At 65.4% G+C, this 23,144-nt stretch carries 18 protein-coding genes and 1 tRNA gene; 13 read left to right on the top strand and 6 right to left on the bottom strand.

The features are described 5' to 3' along the window. Window positions 1-89 precede the first annotated feature (89 nt). Complete coding sequence (locus A9J21_RS20710) at window positions 90-1,580, bottom strand: PLP-dependent aminotransferase family protein (protein WP_082926537.1); 1,491 nt, start codon at window positions 1,578-1,580, stop codon at window positions 90-92. A gap of 180 nt (window positions 1,581-1,760) precedes the next feature. Between A9J21_RS20710 and A9J21_RS20705 the strand changes: the two genes are divergently transcribed. From A9J21_RS20705 to A9J21_RS20695, 3 genes are read left to right on the top strand one after another with little or no spacing between them, the layout of a single operon-like run. After that, complete coding sequence (locus tag A9J21_RS20705; protein WP_066739031.1) at window positions 1,761-2,153, top strand: hypothetical protein; 393 nt, start codon at window positions 1,761-1,763, stop codon at window positions 2,151-2,153. After that, complete coding sequence (locus A9J21_RS20700; RefSeq protein WP_066739030.1) at window positions 2,137-3,759, top strand: NAD(P)/FAD-dependent oxidoreductase; 1,623 nt, start codon at window positions 2,137-2,139, stop codon at window positions 3,757-3,759. The genes A9J21_RS20705 and A9J21_RS20700 overlap by 17 nt, the downstream gene beginning before the upstream one ends. A 2-nt stretch (window positions 3,760-3,761) precedes the next feature. Then, window positions 3,762-4,334: a DUF1415 domain-containing protein gene (locus tag A9J21_RS20695; protein WP_066739029.1), complete on the top strand. Its 573-nt coding sequence runs from the start codon at window positions 3,762-3,764 to the stop codon at window positions 4,332-4,334. 56 nt (window positions 4,335-4,390) lie between these two features. Here A9J21_RS20695 and A9J21_RS20690 read toward each other — a convergent pair whose 3' ends face one another. Beyond that, complete coding sequence (locus tag A9J21_RS20690) at window positions 4,391-5,239, bottom strand: SAM-dependent methyltransferase (RefSeq protein ID WP_066739028.1); 849 nt, start codon at window positions 5,237-5,239, stop codon at window positions 4,391-4,393. A 224-nt stretch (window positions 5,240-5,463) separates the two neighbouring features. Here A9J21_RS20690 and A9J21_RS20685 point away from each other — a divergent pair, with 224 nt between their 5' ends. Continuing rightward, window positions 5,464-7,077 (top strand): DUF342 domain-containing protein, encoded by a 1,614-nt coding sequence (locus A9J21_RS20685; RefSeq protein WP_066739027.1) that lies wholly within the window; start codon window positions 5,464-5,466, stop codon window positions 7,075-7,077. Between the two features lie 326 nt (window positions 7,078-7,403). Further along, on the top strand, window positions 7,404-7,835 hold the full coding sequence (locus A9J21_RS20680) for a response regulator transcription factor (RefSeq protein ID WP_066739026.1): 432 nt from the start codon (window positions 7,404-7,406) through the stop codon (window positions 7,833-7,835). A 120-nt stretch (window positions 7,836-7,955) separates the two neighbouring features. Here the strand turns inward: A9J21_RS20680 and A9J21_RS20675 are convergent. Together A9J21_RS20675 and A9J21_RS20670 are read right to left on the bottom strand one after the other, a co-directional pair. Beyond that, window positions 7,956-8,031, bottom strand: a tRNA-Thr gene (locus tag A9J21_RS20675). A 302-nt stretch (window positions 8,032-8,333) separates the two neighbouring features. After that, window positions 8,334-9,395: a porin gene (locus A9J21_RS20670; protein ID WP_066739042.1), complete on the bottom strand. Its 1,062-nt coding sequence runs from the start codon at window positions 9,393-9,395 to the stop codon at window positions 8,334-8,336. Window positions 9,396-10,086: 691 nt separating this feature from the next. Here A9J21_RS20670 and A9J21_RS20665 point away from each other — a divergent pair. The 6 genes from A9J21_RS20665 (at window position 10,087) to A9J21_RS20640 (ending at window position 15,766) form a co-directional block, all read left to right on the top strand. Further along, on the top strand, window positions 10,087-10,923 hold the full coding sequence (locus A9J21_RS20665) for an NAD(P)-dependent oxidoreductase (RefSeq protein WP_066739041.1): 837 nt from the start codon (window positions 10,087-10,089) through the stop codon (window positions 10,921-10,923). 12 nt (window positions 10,924-10,935) lie between these two features. Further along, window positions 10,936-11,823 (top strand): SMP-30/gluconolactonase/LRE family protein, encoded by an 888-nt coding sequence (locus tag A9J21_RS20660; RefSeq protein ID WP_066739025.1) that lies wholly within the window; start codon window positions 10,936-10,938, stop codon window positions 11,821-11,823. Window positions 11,824-11,916: 93 nt separating this feature from the next. Beyond that, on the top strand, window positions 11,917-12,909 hold the full coding sequence (locus A9J21_RS20655) for a TRAP transporter substrate-binding protein (RefSeq protein WP_156546043.1): 993 nt from the start codon (window positions 11,917-11,919) through the stop codon (window positions 12,907-12,909). 31 nt (window positions 12,910-12,940) lie between these two features. Next, window positions 12,941-13,513, top strand: a complete 573-nt coding sequence (locus tag A9J21_RS20650; protein WP_082926536.1) for a TRAP transporter small permease — start codon at window positions 12,941-12,943, stop codon at window positions 13,511-13,513. Beyond that, window positions 13,504-14,787, top strand: coding sequence for a TRAP transporter large permease (locus A9J21_RS20645; protein ID WP_066739023.1), 1,284 nt, complete (start codon window positions 13,504-13,506; stop codon window positions 14,785-14,787). The genes A9J21_RS20650 and A9J21_RS20645 overlap by 10 nt, the downstream gene beginning before the upstream one ends. A gap of 55 nt (window positions 14,788-14,842) precedes the next feature. Further along, window positions 14,843-15,766, top strand: coding sequence for an aldose 1-epimerase (locus tag A9J21_RS20640; RefSeq protein WP_066739022.1), 924 nt, complete (start codon window positions 14,843-14,845; stop codon window positions 15,764-15,766). Between the two features lie 142 nt (window positions 15,767-15,908). On the opposite strand, the gene A9J21_RS20635 is transcribed toward A9J21_RS20640, so the two are convergent. Both A9J21_RS20635 and pepN read right to left on the bottom strand, forming a co-directional pair. Beyond that, the gene (locus A9J21_RS20635) at window positions 15,909-16,925 is read right to left on the bottom strand and encodes a class 1 fructose-bisphosphatase (RefSeq protein WP_066739021.1); all 1,017 of its coding nucleotides are present in this window, start codon (window positions 16,923-16,925) and stop codon (window positions 15,909-15,911) included. A gap of 88 nt (window positions 16,926-17,013) precedes the next feature. Continuing rightward, window positions 17,014-19,707 (bottom strand): aminopeptidase N, encoded by a 2,694-nt coding sequence (gene pepN, locus A9J21_RS20630; RefSeq protein ID WP_066739020.1) that lies wholly within the window; start codon window positions 19,705-19,707, stop codon window positions 17,014-17,016. Between the two features lie 182 nt (window positions 19,708-19,889). On the opposite strand from pepN, the gene A9J21_RS20625 reads away from it, so the two are divergent. Further along, window positions 19,890-20,561, top strand: coding sequence for a DUF4136 domain-containing protein (locus A9J21_RS20625; RefSeq protein ID WP_197497538.1), 672 nt, complete (start codon window positions 19,890-19,892; stop codon window positions 20,559-20,561). A 208-nt stretch (window positions 20,562-20,769) separates the two neighbouring features. Further along, on the top strand, window positions 20,770-23,091 hold the full coding sequence (locus A9J21_RS20620) for an NADP-dependent malic enzyme (RefSeq protein ID WP_066739019.1): 2,322 nt from the start codon (window positions 20,770-20,772) through the stop codon (window positions 23,089-23,091). Window positions 23,092-23,144 lie beyond the last annotated feature (53 nt).

Here is a 23,144-nt window from a genome sequence, read left to right as displayed (position 1 = left end):
GGGCGCCCCCCCCCCCCCGCCAGTCTGGGCCAGCCACAGCCAGTGTCAGCCAGTGTCAGCGGCCTGGCGGTCGTGCCATCCGGGCTGTCTCAGCCCGCCAGCCGGCGTGCCGCCGCGGCCACGGTGTCGAGCGCGCGTTCCAGTTCCGGGGTACGCAGGTTGCCGCAGTTCAGCCGCAGGAAATGGTTGAAGCGGTTCGAGTTCGAGAACATGGCGCCCGGCATCACGCGGATACCGTCGCCCAGCACCTGCTCGAACACGGCTTCGGACGATACGCCGCCGGGCATTTCCACCCACAGGTGCAGGCCGCCGCGCGGCAGCGTGAGCCGCGTGCCGGACGGGAAGGTCGTGGCCACCTTCTGCGCCACCCATTCGCGCTGCACGCGCAGTTGCGTGCGCAGACGCCGCAGGTGGCGGTCGAAGGCGCCGGTGCCCATGTACTCGGCCACCGCGATCTGCGTCAGCATCTCGTTGGGGCGCGACAGGCCGAACTTCAGCATCTCCACGCGGGCCTGCCACTTGCCGGCCGTGATCCAGCCCAGCCGCATGCCGGGCGCCAGCACCTTGTGCAGCGACGCGCAATGGATCACCGTGCCCGTGGTGTCCCACGCCTTGGCGGCCGGCAGCGGGGCGTCCTCGTCGAACGTGGCCGAACAGCAGTCGTCCTCGATCATGGCGATGCCGCGCGCGGCGCACCACGCCACCAGCCGCTGCTTGTGCGCATCGGGCATGACGCAGCCAAGTGGATTCTGCAGGTTCGGCACCACGCACACGGCCTTGATATTGGCGTAGGTCTGGGCGGCCAGTTCAAGCGCCTCGAGCGAGATGCCGGTCTGCGGGCTGCACGGGATCTCCAGTGCGCGCATGCCCAGGCTTTCCAGGATCTGCAGCAGGCCGTAGTAGGTGGGGGATTCCACGGCGATCACATCGCCGGGGCCGGCCACCGCGCGCAGGGCTAGCGTCAGCGCCTCGGTGGCGCCGTGCGTGACCACGATTTCCTCTGGCGAGACGTTGATGCGCGACCGCAGCGCCTGCCGCGCCAGTGCCGCCCGGAAGGCCGGGTGTCCATCGGAATCGACCGAGGTGCCGAACAGCTCCGGGCAGCGGCGCAGGGCGCGCACGGCCGCATTGCGCAGGGCATCGGTCGGATACAGCTCGGGCGCTCCGCAGGCGCCGCCAAGGTTGATCCGATGCTGCTTGCTGCGGGCCAGGATGGCCGAAATCCGTTGGTGGATGCCGACGTATTGCGCCGGGTCCGGCAGGCCGGGAACAGGCTCCTCGATGGGCGCCAGCGCCGGCTGCGCCGGTGCGCAGACAAAGTAGCCCGAACGAGGCCGCGCTTCGAGCAGGCCGGCGGCTTCCAGTTCGCGGCATGCCTGCAGCGCGGTGGACAGGCTCACGGCATGCAGGCCCATCAACGCCCGCACCGACGGCATGCGATCGCCGGGCACCAGTGTGCCGGCCGTTATCGCCTGGCGATAGTGGCCCGCCAGCTGCTGGTAGAGCGGGCCTGACGAGGCTGGCGGAGCGGGGCGGGCGGCGGAGGCTGCCGGGGCAACCGGTGGGGCAATGGCGGACATGGCGGCATCATCGCGCGTGCGCGATCTCTGGAACAGATACAGATGGTACGTCGCTGTATCGTAACAGGGCCAAAGTTTTGCATCTGTTCTGGTCGGGCCTGCAAAGGCTTGTGCCTGTTGGCCTGGCGGGCGCGCCGATACGCTGGTGGCACGTTTTTCATTTGCACAAGGAGTGCCGCCATGACATCCCCACAGACCCTTTCCGGAGATATCCAGACGATTGTCCTGGCCGCCGGCCAGTGCCTGAGCCTGCACCTGAAGGCCGGAGCGGTCGTGCATGTCCAGCAAGGCCGGGTGGCGGTCGCGGGCGCGCCGCGCTGGCTGGCCGGGCAGGTGTGCCAGGTGCCGCAGGATCTGTGTGCCGGCGCCGTGGGTGTGATGGATGCGGCAGGTTGGCATCAGTTGGTGGCGCAGGGGCCGGTGCGGTTGCGGATCGTCACGCCCGCGGCGCGCCCGGGGCTGTGGTCGCTGCTAAAATCGCGGCTCGGCCGTTCTGGCCTCCTGCTGGGTAACGCCCGGCCACCAGACATCCAGGCCGCAGAAGAATCGGTACCCCATGCTACGTCTCAGTGAAGTCAAACTGCCGCTCGATCACGTCGAGAGCGATCTCGAAGCTGCCGTGCGCAGCCATCTGGACCAGATCGGTGTCAAGGGCGACGGCCTTGTCGGATTTACGGTGTTCCGCCGCGCGCACGATGCCCGCAAGCGCGACGATATCAAGCTGACCTACATCATCGACATCGAGGTCAAGGACGAGGCCGCGGCAGTCAAGCGCATGCAGCGCAAACCGAACTGGAGCGTCACGCCGGACATGACGTACCACTTCGTGGCGAGGGCGCCGGAGGGCGGCCCGAAGTCGCGTCCGGTGGTGATCGGCCTGGGCCCGTGCGGCCTGCTGGCCGGCCTGCTGCTGGCGCAGATGGGCTATCGTCCGATCATCCTGGAACGTGGCAAGGAAGTGCGCGAGCGTACCAAGGACACCTTTGGCCTGTGGCGCAAGAGCGTGCTGAACCCGGAGTCGAACGTGCAGTTCGGCGAGGGCGGCGCCGGCACGTTCTCGGACGGCAAGCTTTACAGCCAGATCAAGGACCCCAAGCACTACGGCCGCAAGGTGCTGGAAGAATTCGTGCGCGCCGGTGCGCCTGAAGACATCCTGTACAAGGCGCGGCCCCACATCGGCACGTTCCGGCTGGTGAGCATGGTCGAGAAGATGCGTGCCGAAATGCTGGAGCTGGGCGCCGAAATCCGCTTCGAGACGCGGGTCGACGATATCGATATCGACAACGGCCAGGTGCGCGGACTGAAGCTCTCCAACGGTGATTACCTGCCGTGCGACCACGTGGTCCTGGCCGTGGGACACAGCGCGCGCGACACGTTCCACATGCTGCATGACCGGGGCGTGTTCATGGAAGCCAAGCCGTTCTCGCTGGGATTCCGCATCGAACACCCGCAGGGCCTGATCAACCGCAGCCGCTTTGGCAAGTTCGCGGGCAACAAGCTGCTGGGCGCCGCCGACTACAAGGTGGTGCACCACGCCAGCAACGGCCGTGCCGTGTACAGCTTCTGCATGTGCCCGGGCGGCACCGTGGTGGCAGCGGCGTCCGAGCCGGGGCGCCTGGTGACCAATGGCATGAGCCAGTATTACCGTGCCGAGCGCAACGCCAACGCCGGCATCGTGGTGGGGATCACGCCCGAGGAGGATTTCCCGGGCGGCCCGCTGGCAGGCATCGCATTTCAGCGAAAGTGGGAAGAGCGCGCATTCGAACTGGGCGGTAGCGACTATCGTGCGCCGGGCCAGCTGGTGGGCGATTTCATTGCCGGGCGTGCGTCCACGTCGCTGGGTTCGGTCGAGCCGTCGTACAAGCCGGGTGTGACGCCCACCGACCTGAGCACGTCGCTGCCGGACTACATCATCAACGCCATCCGCGAGGCGCTGCCCGAGATCGACAAGAAGATTGCCGGGTTTGCCATGCACGATGCCGTGCTGACGGGCGTGGAAACGCGCACGTCGTCGCCGCTGCGCATCCGCCGCAATCGCGACGATTACCAGAGCATCAACGTGCGCGGGCTGTATCCGGCCGGCGAGGGCGCCGGCTATGCGGGCGGGATCTACTCGGCGGCCATCGATGGTATCGAAGTGGCCGAAGCGGTGGCGCTGCACATCGAGAAAGGGCAGTGACGATGACCGACCAGGCCGTCCGACCGCAAGATGAGCGCATCGTCGCCGATGTGCGCCATTGGCTCACGCGTGCCGTGATTGGCCTGAACCTGTGCCCGTTCGCCAAGAGCGTGCATGTGAAGGGCCAGGTGCGGTACGTGGTGAGTCAGGCCACGCGCGACGAGGACGTGCTGGACGACCTGGAGCGCGAGCTGAAGGGCCTGGCGGAGGCCGATCCGGAACAGGTGGATACCACGCTGCTGATCGTGCCGCACGCGCTGGCCGACTTCCTGGCGTACAACGATTTCCTGTATTTTGCCGACCGGCTGCTTGGCAGCTTGCGGCTGGACGGCACGCTGCAGATCGCGAGCTTCCACCCGGAATACCAGTTCGAAGGCACGGCGCCGGACGATATCGAGAACTACACGAACCGCGCGCCATATCCGATCCTGCATCTGCTGCGCGAGGACAGCATCGCCCGCGCGGCGGAGGCCTTTCCCGAGGCCGAAGACATCTACGAGCGCAACATGGAAACCCTGCGCGCGCTGGGTCACGCGGGATGGCTCAAGTGGATGGCCGGCAAGAGCGACCTCTGACGCTGAGGCGGTGACCCTGAAACGCTGACGGACGCGGCGCGACGCCGCGTCCCTGCTTATGCAGGCGTGGCAGGAGCGGTGGACGTGAAGAAGCGCTCGCCCAGTTCCTCCAGCCCCACGGATTCCAGCACCTGCTGCAGCCGCTCGGCCGGACGCCGGCGCGGCAAGTCCTTGTACTGGGCGACGATCAGTTCGTTTTTCATCGAGTGTTCCCAGCCGACCAGTTCCGTCACGCTGACCTGGTAGCCATGCGCCTCAAGCTGCAGGCACCGCAGCACATTGGTCAGCTGGCTGCCGAATTCGCGCGTATGCAGCGGGTGGCGCCAGATTTCGGTCATGGGATTGCCGGCCAGCAGGCGGCCCTTGTGCTTGCGCAGCACCGAAGCCACTTCGGCCTGGCAGCAGGGCACCAGCACGATATGCTGCGCGCGCTTTGCCAGCGCGAAGCGGATGGCATCGTCGGTGGCGGTGTTGCACGCGTGCAGTGCCGTGACGACATCGACGGTTTCGGGCAGTGCCGGCGAAGTGATCGAATCGGCCACGGACAGGTTCAGGAACGACATCCCCGGGAAACCCAGGCGCTCCGCCAGTGCGGTCGAACTGGTGACCAGTTCCTCGCGTGTCTCGATGCCGAAGATATGCGAACTGTCCTTCAGGTCCTTGAAGAACAGGTCGTAAAGGATGAAACCCAGGTACGACTTGCCCGCGCCGTGATCCACCAGCGACACGGCGCCTTTGGCGTCCTTTACCTCGCGCAACAGGGGCTCGATGAACTGGAACAGGTGATAGACCTGCTTGAGCTTGCGGCGGCTGTCCTGGTTCATCTTGCCGTCGCGCGTCAGGATATGGAGTTCCTTGAGCAGTTCGACGGACTGGCCGGGACGGACTTCGTGGGTGCTGGACATCGGCGGATGGGGCTGTGGATGCTTCGGAAAGGCCGACAGTTTACCGAAAACCCCGTCAAGACACCGCCCCCTACTTTTGTGGGCTAAAGCTCACTCGCGTGCCTGCCGTTAAACCTTCGATCACGACAAGCAGAGTTGGCGCAGGTACGGCCGTCCAAGCGGAAGGACCCGGGGCACGAACCCCAGCCGGCATGGCGCCATGCAGAACGAGAAAGCGGGGAGCCATGAACGCGGACGTGGGATTACGCCTGGAACTCAACCAGCCGGGCGATCAGGTAAGGGCGTGTTTTACGCCGGAAACCGGCCGGTTGCCGCCGGACCGGGCGGCGCTGGAAGCATCGCTGGCCGAGCACGGCTGGCAGGGGGCGCGCCTGGACCAGGCCGCCGTGACCGGATTCCTGACCCAGTGCCAGCTGACCGACCGTGAAATCGATGCGGTGATCGGCACGGTGCTGGACGGCGCCTTCGAACTGGAGATTACCGCCGACAAGCTGCAGCTGCTGCTGACGCTGATGCCGCCCGAAGGCGGCCGCATCATCGAGGAAAGCGATATTGCCGCCGCTGCGGCGTCGATGGGCGTGGTGGCGCTGCTCGATTCGGCGGCCATTGGCGTGGCGCTGGAGGCAGGCAGCTGCGAAGGTCGCGAGATCGCGCGCGGCGTGGCACCCGTGCAGGGCGAGACGGCCCGCTTCGACAGCCTGGTGCAGCAGAAGCGGCCGGCACAGGCCGACAACGAGGACGAGCGCGTCGACCTGCGCGACCTTGGCAGCCTGCTGCTGGTGAATCCCGGCACGGCGCTGATGCGCCGCACTCCGGCCAGATCCGGCAAGGACGGCATGGACGTGCTGGGCAAGCCGATTGCCGCCGAACCCGTGGTGGATACCCCCTATGCGGCAGACCTGACCGGTGTGGCCGCAGACCCCAACGACCCGAACCTGCTGCTGGCGGTGATCGCCGGATCGCCGCGCGTGCTGCCGAACGGCGTGATCGTCAGCCCCGTGGTGGACGTGGACGCCGTGGACCTGCATTCGGGCAACGTCAATTTCGATGGATCGCTGCGTGTGTCGGGCGATATCCGTACGGGCATGTCGGTGCGTGTCACCGGCGATGTGGTGGTGCAGGGCACCATCGAGGCGGCCCATGTGGAGGCGGGCGGTGACGTGATCGTCAAGGGTGGCATCATCGGCAAGGCAGACTCCGCCCACGGTGGCGACCCCAACGACGTAGCCAGCGTGCGCACCAAGGGCGCGGTGCATGCGCGCTATATCCAGAACGCGATCGTCGAGGCGGAGACCGAGGTGGTGGTCGAAAGCGGCATCCGCCAGAGCGATGTGTCGGCGGGCGAACGCGTGGTGGTTGGCACCCCCACATCCCAGGGCAGCATCAGCGGCGGCCGTACCCGCGCGCTGCAATCGGTCAGCGTGGCAACCCTGGGCGCACCCGCCGGATCGGCCACGGCCGTGCAGGTTGGCCTGAACCCGTTTGCGGATCAGCAGAAGGCCGAACTGGAAGCGCGCCGCCGCAAGGTGCTCGACGACCAGGCCAAGCTGCAGCAACTGGTGGCCTTCTTCGCCAAGAATCCGGAGCGCGCACAGGGCGATGTCCGCGAGAAGGCGCGCGCCACGATGTACAAGATCAATCGCGACCTGTTCGAACTCGACGCCGAGATCGCGCGGCTGAGCGAGCAGATCAAGCCGTCGGACGATGCGGTGATCGCGGTGGGTCGCCGCATCCATGGCGGCGTGACCCTGCAGGTGGGCCACAAGGTGCTGAAGGTCATGGAAGACAAGACCGGCGGGCAGGTACGGGTGATCGAAGACCGCATCACGGTGACCTGATTCGGGCGAGGCCGGGCAGACAGGAACCGTCACGGGCCGGTTGCTGCGGGCCGGCACCCGGTTCGCCGTGTTGTCCGGAAGATCGGTTTGGAGGGGGCCCGTTACGTCCCCGGGGTGACACGTTACGTCACCCGTAACATCCAGGCGCCTGCATGCTTTGCGCCTTGCCTTCCGTGCGCGGGCGCGCGGAAGCGCCAAAGCCGCAGCGCGCATGGCATTTACGCCAATTTGATGGTTGCACGCGATCCGCGTGACGGGCAGAAATTGTCTGGCACGCCGTTTGCTGAGTCTCCCGTATCAAAACCAGACACTTCGGGAGACGCAACATGACCGCACTCGTAATCGAAGACCAACCGCTGGTGCGTCTGGGCATGCAACGGCTGCTGGAGCGGATGCCGGGCGTTGGCGCGGTGCGGGCCCTGGATCCGGCTGGCATCCAGGCGCTGGAGCCCGGCCTCGAAACGTCCATCGTGGTGTATGGCATGTCCGGTGACACCAGCGACAACTGGTACCTGCTGCGCCGGCTGCATCAGACGCTGCCCCGCGCGCGCATCCTGCTGCTGTCCGACAACATGTGGCTGCACGTCCCGGCGTCGCTGGAGCCGTGTGGCGTCGTCGCGCATCTGCCCAGGTCGGCGTCAGTCGAACGCATGGAAGCCGTGGTGCTGCAGATGCTGGGGTGCGATGGATTCGTGCCGATGCGCACCAGCATGGGCGATGCATGGCAGCTGGCCTGCCATCCGCGCGTGGTGTCGTGACCGGCCCGCATCGTCTCTCGAAATGTTATTGAGACAAAGCCGATTTAGCTGACGCCACGGTAAGCAGGCACCAAAGCAAAAAGGGCAACCCGAATGGGTTGCCCTTCCTACTTCAAGTGATGGTGCCGGAGATAGGAGTCGAACCTACGACCTTCGCATTACGAATGCGCTGCTCTACCAACTGAGCTACACCGGCGAAACCTGACTTGCAAAACCTGTTCTATCGCTGCGATCCGCGCCGTTGCTGCGTTGCGTCGAATCGGATAGAGCCAGCGATCATATCAGTGACTTCCGGGTTTGTGAAGCCCCTCGTGCGGATTTTTTGGGAATCCTGCAGGGCGGGCCGCCCGGAACGTTGCCGCCGCTGCCTGGGCAGCGCTGCAACAACAGGCGTAAGGATCGCACAGGCGTGGGGGATCGCTTGAGGCAAAAAGGGGGCGAAGCCGCCCCCTTTTCCGGATTGACCGCAAGCGGTGTGGCGGCTTGCGGATCAGGGCGTCAGAACTTGTGACGCAGGCCGGCCATCACGCCCACGCGGCTGCCGTGACCATAGAACGGCGTCTGGAAGGTTGGCTGCGCGCCGAGCGTGCGCCAGGCATCGGTCAGCGTCGTGTAGTCGGCTTCCAGGTAGACGTCGGTACGCTTGCTGAATGCGTAGTCGAGCATCAACGCCCCAGTGAAGCGGTTGCCCGAATCGCCGGCATGCTTGAGGTGGTCGTACGTACCCATCGCGATCAGGGACCATGCCGGATCGAACTGATACTTGGCGCCAAGGTAGCCGGCCTGGTTCTTGTAGCCGGCGTTGTCGACGTTGCTGTTCGTGTAGCCGAGGTAGATCGTTGCCGGGCCGGCGGTGTACGTGCCGCCGAGCGTCCAGACCTTCTGGTCGCTGTTCGGCACGGTCACGCCGTAGTAGCTCGTGGTGTCCTTCATGATCTGGTAGCCACCGGCCACCATGAACGGACCCGCCGCGTAGGTCAGGCTGCCGCCTGTCGACGACGATCGTGCCACGCTGCCCGGTTGCTCGCCGAACGCATGCTGGGCTGCAATCGTGAAGCCGCCAAATTTACCGGCGTACTTGACCATGTTGTCCTGGCGTACGCCGCCGGTGTAGTTGCCGCCCTGGAAGCCGACGATGGCAAGGTTGGCAAGCGCCATGGCGTCGTAGCTGGCGATGACCTCGTGGATCACCGTGAATTGCCGGCCCAGCGTGATCGTGCCGAAGTCGCCCTGCATGCCGACATACGCCTTGCGGCCGAACAGGCGGTTGCCTTGCAGGCTCTGGCCTGCATCGGGCGAGAAGCCCGATTCGAGCACGAACAGCGCCTGGTAGCCGCGTCCCAGGTCTTCCACGCCATAGAGGCCCCAGCGGCTGCCGGTCAGCACGCCGTCCGTCATCTGCAGCTTGCCGTTGCCGGCGGCGCTCTCGTTCGTGGTGTAGCGGATCGTGGTGTCGACGATGCCGTAGAGCGTGACGTTGGACTGGGCCTGGGCGGGTGCCGCGGCCCCGATGGCTGTTAGCGCTGCTGTGGCGACGAAGGGCGCAAGGGCTCGCTTCATGATGTTGGTCTCCATCCTGGCTTGTTATTTCGTTTTTGCTGCGGAAGAGCCGGTGCCAAATGCTTGTTCGACTTCTGTTGCCGAAGTGGATCGGCTTGTGCATTCCCTTCACCGGCGGGCATGGGAGGCGCGCCGGGAAGTGATTCCCAGGCGCCGGGACGTGCAGTCCAAATCGATTGGGAAAGGCAATCGATGTGATCTGATGTCCTATGACATCGTACCTTACAGAAAAATAACAAGGCAAGACATAGGACGAGACATTGGGTGGATCAGCAACACTGGATTCCAGTATCAAATACCACTCAATTACGCTCCAGCCTGGTGCATTTTCGAATTCGGTATTTGCTTAATTTGCATTGCAGCAAACTTTTGTCAGTTTCACGTAAGTTATTTAAATTCAACGAGAAATCATGTTCCGTGGCCGATTGGCGGGGATTTTGGCAAGCGTTTTCGAGGACGGCGAAATGGAAAATATCAGCCGAATGCGTGAGAGAAATCCGCAGGGCAGCAATTAACGTCTGCATGTCTGCATCTTAAAACTTCTAGGGAATTTACTGAGGCGATCTCATCTTGACCGGAATGGTGCGGGCGATTAGATTCCAGTTGCGTTGTATGACGACAGATCAATAACACCCAATTCAGCCATTTGTGCGCGATGAGCTGGTACCGCGCACCTGTGCAGCCCGACACCATGTCTCAGACCTCCCAAGACCCGCTCGACGGCGTCCCTACCCGTTGCCATCGCATCCTCCTGACCGGCGCCGCCGGCAATCTCGGAAAAGTCCTACGTGACCGACTGAAGCGCTATGCCGATGTGGTGCGCGTTTCCGATATCGCCAGCCTGGGCGAAGCCGGCGAGCAGGAAGAGGTGGTCACGTGCGATCTTTCCGACGCCAAAGCCGTCCATGCGCTGGTGGCAGGCGTCGACGCTATCGTTCATCTTGGCGGCGTGTCGGTGGAGCGGCCGTTCGAGGAAATCCTGCCCGCCAACATCCAGGGCACGTACAACATTTACGAAGCCGCGCGCCGCCATGGCGTGCGTCGCATCGTTTTTGCCAGCTCGAATCACGTCATCGGCTACTACAGGCAGGGAGAGGTGCTCGATGCCGATACGCCCGCCAGGCCCGATGGGTACTACGGCGTCAGCAAGGCGTTTGGCGAGCAGATGGGCAGCTTCTACAGCGACCGCTACGGCATCGACACCGTGGCGCTGCGTATCGGATCGTCGTTTCCCGAGCCCAGGGATCGCCGCATGATGGTCACCTGGCTCGGCTATGACGACCTGGAGCAACTGATCAAGCGGGCCATCTTCGTGCCGAATGTCGGATTCCTGATTGTCTATGGCGCTTCGGCCAATCGCGACAGCTGGTGGGACAACAGCAAGGCCGCGCGCCTGGGCTTCAGGCCCGTGGAGTCTTCCGAGCCGTTCCGCGCCAAGGTGGAGTCGGTGCCGCCACTGCCTGCGGACGATCCGGCCGGCTGGTACCAGGGTGGGGCCTTCGTCAAGGCCGGCCCGTTCGGCGATTAAGGGGCAACAGCCATGTCCGACACTTTCGAACGCATCGGGAACATGCGCTGCGGCGTGGGCGAGAGCCCCGTCTGGCACGCCACTGAAGCCGCGCTGTACTGGACCGATATCCCGAATCGCACGCTGTGGCGCTTCGATCCGGCCAGCGGCCGCACCGACCACTGGGCAGTACCCGAGATGGCCGGCTGCATGGCCATGACGGCCGACGGCGGCTGGCTGCTGGCGATGGAAACCGGAATATTCCGAATCGGCAAACTGGTGGCGGGGCAGCGCGCCCCCGCGCCGCAGCGGGTGGCCACGGTGGCGCACGCGCGCGACGGCATGCGTTTCAATGACGGCCGCTGTGACCGGCAGGGCCGTTTCTGGGCCGGCACGATGGTGATGGACATGTCGCTGGCCGCCACCGACGGCAAGCTGTATCGATTCGATGCCCGCACGGGTGCGCTGGACATGATCCGCGACGAAATGATCACGCCGAACGGCCTGGCCTTCAGCCCCGATGGCCGCACGATGTACGTGTCGGATTCGCATCCGGCCCGGCGGGCGGTGTGGGCGTACGACTACGACATCGATACGGGCACACCGGCCAATGGCCGCGTGTTCATCGACATGAATCGCTACCCGGGCCGGCCCGATGGCGCGGCCGTCGATGCCGAGGGCTGCTACTGGATCTGCGGCAACGATGCCGGCCAGGTGCATCGCTTCACGCCCGATGGCCGGCTGGACCGCAGCCTGGCGGTGCCATTTGCCAAGCCCGCCATGTGCGCGTTCGGCGGCAGCGGCCTCGACACGCTCTATGTCACGTCGATCCGCACCGACGACACCGATCCGCTGTCCGGCGCCGTGGTGGCACTGCGTCCCGGCGTGCGCGGCACGTCCGAGCCCGTGCTGCGCGACTGATCAGGTTCCGAAGACGGCCCGCCGAGCCAGGCGGGCCGGGCAATGTGTTGACTTGAACGACGAATAACTCTGATAACACTGGAGGCAAGACACATGTTTCAAAAACACTTCGCGCGTACCCGCCTGGGTACCCTGATGGCCGCACTTGCAACAGCCGTGGCGATGCCGGTCGGCGCGCACGCCGCGGATTTCCGTTCCGCCGACATCCATCCCGACGACTACCCGACCGTGCAGGCCGTGCGCTACATGGGCGATCTGCTCAAGCAGCGCTCGAACGGCAAGATGTCGATCAAGGTCTTCGCGCAAGGCGCGCTGGGCAGCGAGAAGGATGCCATCGAACAGACCAAGATCGGTGCGCTGTCGATGGTGCGTGTGAATTCGGCCGCGATGAACAATATCTGCGAAGCCACCATCGTGCCGACGATGCCGTTCCTGTTCCGTTCCACCGAGCACATGCGCCATGTGCTGGACGGCCCGATCGGCGAAGACATCCTGAAGTCGTGCGAGAAGAACGGCTTTATCGGGCTGGCGTGGTACGACAGCGGGTCGCGCTCGATGTACACCACCAAGCGGCCGATCAAGACCCTGGCCGACGCCAAGGGCATGAAGATCCGCGTGCAGCAGTCGGATCTCTGGGTGTCGCTGCTCGAAGCCATGCATGCCAATGCCACGCCGATGCCGTGGGGCGAGGTCTACACCGCGCTGAAGACCGGCCTGGTCGACGGCGCCGAGAACAACTGGCCCAGCTACGAAAGCTCGCGCCAGTTCGAGGTCGCCAAGTATTACTCGCTGACCGAGCACTCGATGGCACCAGAAATGCTGATGTTCTCGAAGGTGGCCTGGGATCGCCTGTCGAAGGACGACCAGGCCATGGTGCGCCAGGCAGCCAGGGACTCGGTGCCCTACATGCGCAAGCTGTGGGACGAGCGCGAGCTGAAGTCGCGCAAGCTGGTGGAGGCCGCCGGCGTGCAGATCATCCAGGTGGACAAGACATCGTTCCAGGCCGCGATGAAGCCCGTGTACGACCGCTTCATCACCAGCGCGCAGATGAAGGACCTGGTGCGCCGCACGCAGGAAACGAAGTAATCCGCCGACGTCAGGTTGCAGGGAATCCATCATGCTTTCGCCATCCCCCACGCCGGCCACGCCGGCGGATGGCGCTCACGGGCCCGCTGCTGATGCGGGCGCCGTGCGCGCCAATGCCTACACCCGTTTTTGCGCCACGCTGGCCCGCGCCTGTCTGGGCCTGGGCGTCTTCGGCCTGCTGCTGCTCGTGGTTGCGGTGCTGTACCAGGTCTTCGGCCGCTACGTGCTGAACGACACGCCCACCTGGGCCGAATCCATCGCGATGCTGCTGGTGCTGTACGTGACGATGCTCGGTACCGCCGTGGGCGTGCGCGACGCCGGCCATATCGGCCTGGAATCGCTGCTCATTCTGCTGCCCGATCACCTGCGCACCAAGCTGGAAATCCTGATCCACGTGCTGGTGGGCGTGTTCGGCGCCGTCATGGCATACAACTGCGCGTTTCTGGCGCACTCGGTGGCCGACTACAAGCTGCCGACGCTGGGCATTTCCGAGGGCTGGCGCTACGTGCCGCCCGTCATCGCGGGCGCGCTGATCGTGCTGTTTTCGATCGAACACATCATTGCAGTGCTGAAAGGCACGGAAGTGGAGCCGGCATGGCACTGATCATTCTTACCGTCTGCTTCTTCGGCTTCCTGATCCTCGGGGTGCCGGTGGCGTTCGCCATCGGCCTGTCGGCCGTGGCGACCATCCTGTACGAAGGCCTGCCGCTGGCGGTGGTGTTCCAGCAGATGACGTCGGGCATGAACGCGTTCTCGTTCCTGGCGATCCCGTTCTTCATCTTCGCGGGCGAGCTGATGCTGTACGGCGGCATTGCCGACCGCATCGTCAACTTCGCCAAGTCGATGGCCGGTCATGTGCGCGGCGGGCTGGGCATGTCCAACGTGGTGGCCTGCACGCTGTTTGGCGGTGTCTCGGGCTCGCCGGTGGCCGACGTGTCGGCCATGGGCGCGGTGATGATCCCGATGATGAAGCGCGAGGGCTACCACGCCGACTACGCGGTCAACGTGACCACCCACGCGGCACTGGTGGGCGCGCTGATGCCGACCAGCCACAACATGATCATCTACACGCTGGCCGCGGGCGGCAAGGTGTCGATTGCCGCGCTGATCCTGGCCGGCGTGCTGCCGGCGCTGATCCTGACGATCTGCAACCTGGCGGCCGCCTACTTTGTGGCGCGCAGCCGCGGCTATCCGTCCGGCACGTTCCCCGGCTGGCAGATCGTGGGCCATTCGCTGGCCGCCGCGCTGCCGGGCCTGTTCGTGGTGGTGCTGATCCTGGCGGGCATCCTGTCGGGTGTGTTCACCGCCACCGAATCGGCCGCCGTTGCCGTGCTGTATGCGCTGACGCTGACCGTGTTCCTGTACCGCTCGCTGACGAAGGAGCAGTTCATCAAGGCGGCGGCCAAGGCGGTGAAGACGACCGGCGTGGTGCTGCTGCTGATTGGCATTTCAGCCACGTTCGGCTACATGATCAGCCTCTACGGCGTGGCCGAGCTGACCGGCCAGTTCCTGAGTTCGGTGTCCACCAGCCCGTGGGTGATTTTCCTGATGGTGAACGTAATGCTGTTCATCCTGGGCACGTTCCTGGACATGGCGGCCACCATCCTGATCTGCACGCCGATCTTCCTGCCGATCTGCATGCACTACGGCATGAGCCCGGTGCAATTTGGCATGCTGATGCTGATCAACTGCGCGCTGGGGCTCAATACGCCGCCCGTGGGTACCACGCAGTTCGTGGGTTGCGCGATTGGCGGCGTGTCGGTGGGGCAGGTCATGCGCACGATCTGGCCGTTTTACGGTGCGCTGGTGGCCGCGCTGCTGCTGGTGACCTATGTGCCGGCGTTCTCGCTGTGGCTGCCCGAGGTGTTGCTAAAGTAAGCGGTTTTTCCCTTCTCCCGCGTGTGAGAGGGGAGTCGACTTGTCGAGGATTGACATGCCCTGGCTTCCACCCGGCCCCCTTCATACGTTGCAATCGGGCGCGCATACGCTGACGGTCGCCCCGGCCGCCGGCGGCCGCATGGCGTCGTTCGGTACCACGCGAGCCGATGGTCACCTCATCGAATGGCTGGCGCCGATGCCGTGGCAGGCGCTGGAACAAGGTTTCGACGCCTTCCAGTGGCCCAAGGCCGGCAGCTATCCCTTGCTGCCGTTCTCCAACCGCATCCGCGAGGGCCGGTTTCGTTGGGACGGTCGCGACAGCGATCTGCCCGCCCATCCGGGACAGGCCCATGCGATGCACGGCTTCGGCCATGCGCGCGCCTGGGCAGTCATCGAGCAGGCCAGCGACTGCATCGTCATGACGCTGGTCCACGCACCGGCCGGCGGCGACTGGCCCTGGCCGATCCATGCCCGGCAGACGCTGCGGCTGACCGGAGACGGCCTCGAAGCCGAACTGATGATCCGTAATGATGGCGAAACGGCCATGCCGGTTGGCGGCGGCTTTCATCCGTTCTTTGCCCGGGTGCCGGGCATGCGATTGCAGTTCGACGCGCTGCACATGTGGCCGGCCGACGCAGGCGGCGTCGCCACGGGCCGTACGGTGGTGGGGGATCGCGAGCGCTTCCTGCGTGAGCGCCATCTGCCGGAGACCGATCTGAGCGTCTATTACAGCGGCTGGAAACGCATGGCGACGCTGAAGCGGCCCGACGGCGCCACGCTGACGCTGCGGGCCGGCGAGGAACTGGATCACCTGGTGCTGCATGCACCGGGCGGGTGCGATTTCGTGTGCCTGGAGCCGGTGTCGCATGTGGCCGATGCGGTCAACCTGGCATTGCGCGGCTGGGAGGGCACGGGGCTGCGCAGCCTGGCCGCGGGCGATTCGGCCACGTGGCGCATGCAGTGGCAGATCGCCCTCTGACGGCTGCCGGAAGCGGAAGGGACGGCGGAAGGTGCGGCGGAAGGGACGGGGAAGGCCGAAGCCGGAATTCTCCGAAGAACCAAAGAAAACAGGGCGCCGGGGCGCCCTGTTTGCATGGAAGTTCCGCAGGGGTGCCGGCGGATCAGGCCTTGCTGGCCGCTTCCTGGTGGTAGCGCGTGACGCGGTCCACCTCGTTCTTCGAACCCAGGACCACCGACACGCGCTGGTGCAGCTTGGTGGGCTGGACGTCCAGGATGCGCTCGTGGCCGTTGGTGGCCGCGCCGCCGGCCTGCTCGACCAGGAACGCCATCGGGTTGGCTTCATACATCAGGCGCAGCTTGCCCGGCTTCTCGGGTTCGCGCTTGTCCCACGGATACATGAAGATGCCGCCGCGCGTCAGGATACGGTGCACATCGGCCACCATCGACGCGATCCAGCGCATGTTGAAGTTCTTGCCGCGCGGACCTTCGTCGCCGGCCAGGCATTCGTCGATGTACTGGCGCACCGGGGGTGCCCAGTGACGCATGTTGGACATGTTGATCGCGAATTCCTTGGTGTCTTCCGGGATCTTCACGTCCGACTGGGTCAGCACGAAGCTGCCGGCCTCGCGGTCCAGCGTGAACATGTGCACGCCATTGCCGACGGTCAGCACCAGCGTGGTCTGCGGGCCGTACACGGCGTAGCCGGCCGCCACCTGGTGCGTGCCCGGCTGCATGAAATCGCTCTCGGTCACGGTCTCGCCCGGCTTGTGCATGTGCAGCACCGAGAAGATCGTGCCGATCGACACGTTCACGTCGATGTTCGACGAGCCATCGAGCGGATCGAACAGCAGCAGGTATTCGCCCTTCGGGTAGCGGTTCGGGATCTCGTAGAACGAGTCCATTTCCTCGGATGCCATGGCCGCCAGGTGGCCGCCCCATTCGTTGGCGTCCAGCAGCACTTCGTTGGCGATCACGTCGAGCTTCTGCTGCGTTTCGCCCTGGACGTTGCCAGTGCCGGCCGAGCCCAGCACGCCCGCGAGGGCGCCCTTGCTGACGGCGTTGGAAATGGCCTTGCAGGCGCGCGCAACCACCTCGATCAGCAGCCGGAGTTCCGGCTGGATCGTGTTGTGCTTGCGCTGCTCCTCGACCAGATAGCGGGTGAGGCTGATGCGTGTCATGGTGGGTTCTCCTTGGATGGGCGCCATTCTACAGGGCCGGCGCTACGGACAGGCCGTTTTCGGCCCGCCGTGCGCCTTGGAGGACACATCAGCTTGCCAGCGCCTTGCTGACGATTTCGCGCACATCGCGCGACAGCGTGGACGCCGCCGCCACACGCTCCAGCGCCGCGCGCATGCGGTCGCGCAGCGGGATCTCGTACTTTTGCCAGCGATCCATGACCCGCGCCAGCCGTGCGGCCACCTGGGGGTTGATGGCGTCGAGCGCCAGCACCTGGTCGGCCCAGAAGGCATACCCCGAGCCGTCGGCGGCGTGAAACTGGGCCGGATTGCCCGAGCAGAAGCTGAAGATCAGCGACCGCGCCCGGTTCGGGTTGCGCAGGTTGAAGGCGGGGTGCTCCATCAGCGCGCGTACCGTGTCGATCGTGCGCTTGCCGGCGTGCGGGCCCACCTCGCCGCGCTGCATGCCCTGCAGCGAGAACCACTTGTCGATGACCAGCGCGTCGTCCTCGAAGCGCTCGTAGAAATCGGCCAGGGCATGCTCGCGGCCCGGCGCGAAGCTGTTGACCAGCGCCGACAGCGCGGCAAAGCGGTCGGTCATGTTGCCGCTCTGCTGGTAGTGCTGGTCGGCCAGCGCCTGCATGTCGGCGTCGCCGCTGTCGGCCAGGTAGCCCAGCGCCAGGTTGCGCAGCGCGCGCTTTGCCATCGAGTCGGCATCGGGGCTGTAGTCGCCCGGCGTGGCGTTGGCCTGGTAGGCGGCCAGCCATTCGGCCTTGAGCGTGCGGGCCAGCCCTTCGCGCATGAACAGGCGGGCATGATGGATGGCGGCCGGATCGGCCACGCCCATGCGCTCGGCCAGATAGGCCTCGGCCGGCAGCATCAGGGCCTGCTCGCGGAACGCGGGGTTCAGCGATCCATCGGTCAGCACGGTGCGGAAGGCCGCCACCAGCGCCGGATCGAGCTTCAGTTCGCGCTGGGCCTGCACGTCGGCCACCAGTTGCAGCAGCGCACGCGTTGCCAGGCGCTGGCCGGCTTCCCAGCGGTTGAACGCATCGCTGTCGTGCGCCAGCAGGAAGGTCAGCTCGGCATCGGTGTATTCGTAGTCGACGATCACCGGCGCCGAGAAATTGCGCAGCAGCGAAGGCAGCGGGGCCTTGGCGCCCTTGGGCAGGCCCACAAACCGGAAGGTCTGTTCGGCCTGCGTGAAATCGAGCACGCGCGTGGCGCCGGCCGCCTGGGTTTCGCCGTCGAGCTGCAGCGGCAGGTCGTTGCCGGCGGCGTCGATCAGGCCCAGCGCGAACGGGATATGGAACGGCTGCTTGTCCGGCGAGCCGGCCTTGGTCTCGATGCCGACCTTGGGGCAGCGCTGCGTCAGCGTCAGCGAGAGGGTGCCGGCAGTGCCATCCCATTGCGTGCGGGCCGTCACCACCGGCGTGCCGGCCTGGCTGTACCAGAGGCCGAACTGCTTGAGGTCGCGGCCGTTGGCGTCGGCCATGGCGGCGCGGAAGTCGTCGCAGGTCACGGCCTGGCCGTCATGGCGCTGGAAGTACAGGTCCATGCCACGGCGGAAGCCGTCGCGGCCCAGCAGGGTCTGGTACATGCGCACGACCTCGGCGCCTTTCTCGTAGACCGTGACCGTGTAGAAGTTGTTGATTTCCTCGTAGCTGTCGGGGCGCACCGGGTGGGCCATCGGGCCGGCATCCTCGGGAAACTGCACCTGCCGCAGCACGCGTACATCCTCGATGCGCTTGACTGCACGGCCCGATTCCGAGCCCATCATGTCGGCCGAGAATTCCTGGTCGCGGAACACGGTCAGGCCTTCCTTGAGCGACAGCTGGAACCAGTCGCGGCAGGTCACGCGGTTGCCGGTCCAGTTGTGGAAGTACTCGTGCGCCACCACCGATTCGATATTGGCGAAGTCCACGTCGGTGGCGGTCTGCGCATTGGCCAGTACGTACTTCGTGTTGAAGATGTTCAGGCCCTTGTTCTCCATCGCGCCCATGTTGAAATCGCTGACGGCGACGATCATGAAGCGGTCCAGATCAAGCTCCAGGCCGAAGCGCCGCTCGTCCCAGCGGATCGAATGGATCAGCGAATCCATGGCATGGCGCGTCTTGTCCAGGTCCTGGGGCTCCACCCAGACCTGCAGCAGCTTTTCCTTGCCCGACGCCGACACGATCTTCTCTTCGATGCGTTCCAGCTTGCCGGCCACCAGCGCAAACAGATAGGACGGCTTGCGGAACGGGTCTTCCCAGACGGCTTCGTGGCGGCCATCGGGCAGATCGCCCTGCGACAGCAGGTTGCCATTGGACAGCAGCACCGGGCAGGCGGCACGGTCGGCGCGCAGCGTCACGCGGTAGGTGGTCATCACGTCCGGACGATCCAGGAAATACGTGATGCGGCGGAAGCCTTCGGCCTCGCACTGCGTAAAGAAGTTGCCATTCGAGACATACAGGCCCGACAGCGTGGTGTTGGCTGCCGGGTTGCAGGCCGCCGTGATTTCCAGCGTGCCCTGCGCGGGCAGGCCAGCAAGCGTAAGCGTGTCGTCTTCGGCGCGGCAGTTGCCGAACGGCTGGCCGTCGAGCTTGATGCCAATCAGCTCCAGCGCCTCGCCGCTCAGTACCAGCGGGGCATCGGCGGCGCCGGTGCGCTGCAACTTCAACGTGCTGGTGACGATGGTGCGCTGCGGGTCGAGGTCGAGCACGAGGTCGACATGATCGATGGCAAACGCGGGCGGAGTATAGTCCTTGCGGTAGACGGTAACGGGCGTGTCGGTACGCAGCATGGGGAGATCCTGTCTTCGGGTGACCGGGGGCGGCGGGCCTTGAACGGCGAGAACCGGCCCTGAAGCCCCCATTGTAGCCAAGCGGTTTCAGGCCTGCGTTGCACCGGGGCCGGCGTGGGAATTCGGCCGCCCCGATCGTGTCTGAGGAAACGTGACCGAACCAAAAATAACGAGGTATGGCGATGTGGCAAGCAGCGGTTTCCTGGGGAAGGCAGCGTGGCCGGGGTGGCCTGGGTGTATGGCTGGCGCTGGGCGCGCTATGGCTGTCGGGCTGCGCCAGCACCGTCACCACCGAGGTGACCGCGTTCCGCGACGCGGCATGGAGCAATGACGCGCCGCGTACCTACGCATTCGATCACGCGCCGCAGCAGGACGCGCAGCTTGATCGCCAGACCTACGAGCTGTGGCTGTCCCAGGTCCTGTCCGGCATCGGCTTCGAACAGGCGCCGCCCAGGCAGGCACGTTACCTGGTGACGATGGACTACGACGCCGCCCCCGGCTTCGTGCGCGTGGCGGAAACCGTCTACCCCGATCCCTGGTATGGACCGTACGGGCCGTACTGGGGGCCGTATGGCTGGTATCGGCCGTGGGGGCCGTATGGCTGGGGGCCGGGCTACTGGCCGCCCCAGACCGTGGTGCGCGATGTGCCGGTGACGTTCTCCAACCTGAGGGTCTTCTTCAAGGATGCGGCCAGCGGCAAGCGGGTCTACCAGGTGACGGCGCGCAACACCACCGAGGGCGGCAACCTGACGGCCGTGATGCCCTACATGATCCGCAGCGCGTTTGCCAATTTCCCGGGCGAAAGCGGACGGCCGCAGCGCATCACGCTGGAAGTCCAGAAGGACCAGAAGTAGCGGAAAACCGGCATGCATTCGTCGACATTCGTCCACCGGCAAGACGCGCCGAGGGGCGAATCGTATTCGCTACCGTAAGGTAAAAGCCGTTTTTCGCCTCCGCGCCGTAAAAACACTGTCCGGACCATTGCAAAGGCCTTCCGGCTCGGGATGGCTGGGCTAGAATGGCTGCTCGATTTTTTTCGCCTTCTCTTTCCGGACAAGCAGAATGAGCAGCAAGACCAGCGGTGATGCACCGCAACATGCCCCGAACAGCCCCGAAGCGCAACTGCGTCTGGCCGCGCTGGAATACCACCGCAGCCCGACCAAGGGCAAGATCCAGGTAACGGCCACCAAGGCGCTGTCCAACCAGCGCGACCTGTCGCTGGCCTACTCGCCGGGCGTGGCCTACGCCTGCGAGGAGATCCACAAGGATCCCGCGATGGCCGCCGAGTACACCTCGCGCGCCAACCTGGTGGCGGTGATCACCAACGGTACTGCCGTGCTGGGTCTGGGCGACATTGGTCCGCTGGCCGGCAAGCCGGTGATGGAAGGCAAGGGCTGCCTGTTCAAGAAGTTCGCCGGCATCGACGTGTTCGACATCGAACTCGATGCGCGCGATCCGGACAAGATCGTGGAAATCGTCGCCGCGCTGGAACCCACGCTGGGCGGCGTGAACCTGGAAGACATCAAGGCGCCCGAGTGCTTCTACATCGAGAAGAAGCTGCGCGAGCGCATGAACATCCCCGTCTTCCATGACGACCAGCACGGCACGGCCATCATCTCGGCCGCGGCACTGCTGAACGGCCTGAAGGTGGTGGGCAAGGACATCGCCAAGGTCAAGCTGGCCGTGTCGGGCGCCGGCGCTGCCGCCATTGCCTGCCTGGACACCATGGTGAGCCTGGGCGTGAAGCGCGAGAACGTCTTCGTGGTCGACTCGAAGGGCGTGATCTTCCAGGGCCGCGACGCGAACATGGAAGCCAACAAGGCCCGTTACGCGCAGGACACGGCCGACCGCACGCTGGCCGATATCGTCAAGAACGCCGACGTCTTCCTGGGCTGCTCCACCGCGGGCGTGCTGAGCGGCGACATGGTCAAGACCATGGCCGACAAGCCCATCATCCTGGCGCTGGCGAACCCGGAACCGGAAATCCGCCCGGAAGTGGCCAAGGCCGCGCGTCCGGACTGCATCATCGCCACCGGCCGTTCGGACTATCCGAACCAGGTGAACAACGTGCTGTGCTTCCCGTACATCTTCCGCGGCGCGCTCGATTGCGGCGCCACGAAGATCACGGAAGAAATGAAGCTGGCTTGCGTGAAGGCCATCGCCGAGCTGGCCGAAGCCGAACTGAACGATGCCGTTGCTGCGGCCTACGGCGGCCGCGAACTGAAGTTCGGCCCTGACTACATCATCCCCACGCCGTTCGACCAGCGCCTGATCGAGAAGATCGCCCCGGCAGTGGCCAAGGCTGCGGAAGAGTCGGGCGTGGCGACGCGTCCGATCAAGGACCTGGAAGCCTACCGCCAGCAGCTGACCAGCTACGTCTACCACACCGGCCTGATCATGAAGCCGGTGTTCTCGGCCGCCAAGGCCGCGCCCAAGCGCGTGGCCTACGCCGAGGGCGAGGAAGAGCGCGTGCTGCGCGCCGTGCAGGGCGTGGTGGACGAAGGCCTGGCCCGTCCGATCCTGATCGGCCGTCCGCACGTGATCCAGATGCGCATCGAGAAGGCCGGCCTGCGCCTGCGCCCCGGTGTCGACTTCGAACTGATCAATCCGGAAGACGATCCGCGCTATCGCGCCTATCACGAGGAATACCACGCGCTGCGTGGCCGCGATGGCGTGACGCCGGACATGGCCAAGGTGGCGCTGCGCCGTTCGAACACGTTGATCGGCACGATGCTGATGCACATGGGCGACGCCGATGCGCTGCTGTGCGGCACCGTCGGCCGCTTCGAGGCCCATCTCGAACACGTGCGCGACGTGATCGGCCTGGCCCCGGACGCCAAGGTGTTCGCCGCCATGAACGCGCTGATGCTGGAAAAGCACACGCTGTTCATCACCGACACGTTCGTGAACGATGACCCGAGCGCCGAGGAACTGGCCGCGATCACGCAACTGGCCGCCAAGGAAATCGCACGCTTCGGCCTGCATCCGAAGGTGGCCATGATGTCGCACTCGATGTTCGGTTCGTCCACGCGTCCGTCGGCACGCAAGATGCGCGACGCAGCCGCGATCCTGGCGCGCGTGGCGCCGGAACTGGAAGTGGAAGGCGAAATGCAGGGCGACGCCGCGCTGGACGAGGACGTGCGCCGCCACTTCCTGCCGACCACCAAGCTGGCCGGCAGCGCCAACCTGCTGGTCATGCCGACGCTGGATGCCGCCAACATCGCGTTCAACCTGCTCAAGATGACGGGCGGTCAGGGCGTGACGGTGGGCCCGATCCTGCTGGGCGCCGCCAAGCCGGTACACATCCTGAACCCGCAGGCCACCACCCGCCGCATCGTCAACATGACGGCCGTGGCCGTGGCGGAGGCTGGCGCGATCCGCTAAGCACTGCATCCGATCTGCGAGTTTTGCAGATCTGATGGTCGCAAAAGGAAACC

The sequence above is a fragment of the Cupriavidus sp. D384 genome (assembly GCF_001652915.1).
GTDB lineage: Bacteria > Pseudomonadota > Gammaproteobacteria > Burkholderiales > Burkholderiaceae > Cupriavidus.
The sequence above is the reverse complement of the archived record's forward strand: the minus strand, read 5'-3'. Positions and strand labels throughout refer to the sequence as shown.

Coding starts and splice junctions, on each gene's coding strand:
- A9J21_RS20710 (WP_082926537.1), bottom strand. CDS start 1,580: ATGTCCGCCATTGCCCCACCGGTTGCCCCGGCAGCCTCCGCCGCCCGC.
- A9J21_RS20705 (WP_066739031.1), top strand. CDS start 1,761: ATGACATCCCCACAGACCCTTTCCGGAGATATCCAGACGATTGTCCTG.
- A9J21_RS20700 (WP_066739030.1), top strand. CDS start 2,137: ATGCTACGTCTCAGTGAAGTCAAACTGCCGCTCGATCACGTCGAGAGC.
- A9J21_RS20695 (WP_066739029.1), top strand. CDS start 3,762: ATGACCGACCAGGCCGTCCGACCGCAAGATGAGCGCATCGTCGCCGAT.
- A9J21_RS20690 (WP_066739028.1), bottom strand. CDS start 5,239: ATGTCCAGCACCCACGAAGTCCGTCCCGGCCAGTCCGTCGAACTGCTC.
- A9J21_RS20685 (WP_066739027.1), top strand. CDS start 5,464: ATGAACGCGGACGTGGGATTACGCCTGGAACTCAACCAGCCGGGCGAT.
- A9J21_RS20680 (WP_066739026.1), top strand. CDS start 7,404: ATGACCGCACTCGTAATCGAAGACCAACCGCTGGTGCGTCTGGGCATG.
- A9J21_RS20670 (WP_066739042.1), bottom strand. CDS start 9,395: ATGAAGCGAGCCCTTGCGCCCTTCGTCGCCACAGCAGCGCTAACAGCC.
- A9J21_RS20665 (WP_066739041.1), top strand. CDS start 10,087: ATGTCTCAGACCTCCCAAGACCCGCTCGACGGCGTCCCTACCCGTTGC.
- A9J21_RS20660 (WP_066739025.1), top strand. CDS start 10,936: ATGTCCGACACTTTCGAACGCATCGGGAACATGCGCTGCGGCGTGGGC.
- A9J21_RS20655 (WP_156546043.1), top strand. CDS start 11,917: ATGTTTCAAAAACACTTCGCGCGTACCCGCCTGGGTACCCTGATGGCC.
- A9J21_RS20650 (WP_082926536.1), top strand. CDS start 12,941: ATGCTTTCGCCATCCCCCACGCCGGCCACGCCGGCGGATGGCGCTCAC.
- A9J21_RS20645 (WP_066739023.1), top strand. CDS start 13,504: ATGGCACTGATCATTCTTACCGTCTGCTTCTTCGGCTTCCTGATCCTC.
- A9J21_RS20640 (WP_066739022.1), top strand. CDS start 14,843: ATGCCCTGGCTTCCACCCGGCCCCCTTCATACGTTGCAATCGGGCGCG.
- A9J21_RS20635 (WP_066739021.1), bottom strand. CDS start 16,925: ATGACACGCATCAGCCTCACCCGCTATCTGGTCGAGGAGCAGCGCAAG.
- pepN (WP_066739020.1), bottom strand. CDS start 19,707: ATGCTGCGTACCGACACGCCCGTTACCGTCTACCGCAAGGACTATACT.
- A9J21_RS20625 (WP_197497538.1), top strand. CDS start 19,890: ATGTGGCAAGCAGCGGTTTCCTGGGGAAGGCAGCGTGGCCGGGGTGGC.
- A9J21_RS20620 (WP_066739019.1), top strand. CDS start 20,770: ATGAGCAGCAAGACCAGCGGTGATGCACCGCAACATGCCCCGAACAGC.